Annotated in this window: 4 protein-coding genes; 2 read left to right on the forward strand and 2 right to left on the reverse strand. The window is 55.9% G+C overall.

Annotated elements, in window-relative coordinates:
- Both QJ48_RS33500 and QJ48_RS33505 read left to right on the forward strand, forming a co-directional pair.
- The coding region (locus QJ48_RS33500) for an adenosylcobinamide amidohydrolase (RefSeq protein WP_193394541.1) at positions 1 to 202 on the forward strand (202 nt) is incomplete at its 5' end.
- Between the two features lie 52 nt (positions 203 to 254).
- Entirely contained in the window at positions 255 to 476 is a 222-nt protein-coding gene (locus tag QJ48_RS33505; protein ID WP_054977627.1) for a hypothetical protein, read from the forward strand.
- A 16-nt stretch (positions 477 to 492) separates the two neighbouring features.
- On the opposite strand, the gene QJ48_RS33510 is transcribed toward QJ48_RS33505, so the two are convergent.
- A complete protein-coding gene (locus QJ48_RS33510) occupies positions 493 to 714 on the reverse strand; it encodes a hypothetical protein (protein WP_054977628.1) in 222 nt (73 codons plus the stop codon).
- Between the two features lie 271 nt (positions 715 to 985).
- The coding region (locus QJ48_RS33515) for an LCP family protein (RefSeq protein ID WP_162238605.1) at positions 986 to 1,447 on the reverse strand (462 nt) is incomplete at its 5' end.

A 1,447-nucleotide genomic window follows, 5' to 3' on the forward strand; every position in this document is an offset into this window, starting at 1 on the left:
GAATATCGTTCTGGAAGAAGGAGGACAGACCGCTACCGGTACGACGACCGACGCGATCCTTATTGCAGCGACGCAGCAAGGCGAAGCATACCGGTATGCGGGAACGGCGACCAGGTTAGGTTATGCGGTCGGGCGAACGGTCTACGAGGCAACGAAGCGGTCCGCGGCGCAGTGCCTGAAGCGTATGGAAGGTCTGGTATAAGTTCGCCAGGGTTGGGTTAAGGTAACAACATATAGAATTAAAGGGGGAGAAGATGGATCAAGATCAGCCGTTTGAAGAAGCCGAGCTGTTGCTGCAGCCGTATTATTTGCTGCGGGTACGCTCGGAAAGCGGCGGGGCGTCAGGCGAGGTATGGCTGCGGAATAAAGAAGGACATGGTGCAGATACGCATTTGTTCAACGTTCCGTGGCAGGAAAGCGCGGAGGAGCTTAAACGCTGGGCCGAGCTGGCGGTCCGGGCCTATGAGGAAGGCTGACGATCCGACCGCCGCATCATGACCGGAAGGCGGACAACAACAGCAGCAGGCCAAGTGTCGCGAGGAGACTGATCGTGACGAAAACAAGGCTGCCCAGCAAAAGCAGCAAGCCGGGGAATACGATTCCCAGAAGAAAAGCGCCGCCAAGAACCCACAGCAGCGCCTTGAGCGTCAGCTTCAGCAAGCCCCACAGCGCCAAAGCGAGCAAAATGCCTCCCAAGATCTGCAGCAGCACCATAAATCGATCCCTCCTGTAGGAAAGTATATGGCGCAACGGAAAAAACATGTCATGCAGCCGGACAAGTCATCATCAGTCGCTATGCGGCATACAATGGGTTCTACCATAACCTTTGGGAGGTGGTGCCGTTTGAAGCAGGGCTCGGCATTGAAAGGAACCGTGATCGGCGTCGTGCTGACGCTGCCGATATGGGCGGTGATCATATGGCTTGTGCGCAAATGGCTGACCGATTGATTAAGCAAGCGCTTGCTCTTTTCGCATTTCCGCTGCCTTAGTGCAGCTGTTCACGGACCAGCTCCTTCAGCCGTACCTTATCAGGCTCCCAGTACCAGAGAGGAGAACGAACTAGCGGATCGGCTGCTACGACGGATTTGCCGGGAATTTGCATATATTTGATGTCCTGACCGTTCATGCCCTTGAACAGCCACGCAAGGCTGATAAGATCGCTGTCGGTCAAGTTCGTGTCGACCAGCTCTTTTTTCGCCAGTTTCAGAAGCCCGGGCAGCTCGGTTATTTTCTCCGGCGCCAGCAGCTTCTGTACGACGGCCCGCATCACCTTCATGTGGTCCGTCTGTCTTCCGAAATCGCCGTCCTCCAGCGAATACCGTTCCCGGACGAAAGCCAGTGCGGTTAACCCGTCCAAATGCCGGCTTCCCGCTTCCAGCGGCTTGCGGGTCATGGACAGCCACATGTCTTTGGGAATGTCTACGTCGATGCCTCCGATCGTATCGAT

This window comes from Paenibacillus sp. A3 (assembly GCF_001399685.1).
GTDB lineage: Bacteria > Bacillota > Bacilli > Paenibacillales > NBRC-103111 > Paenibacillus_G.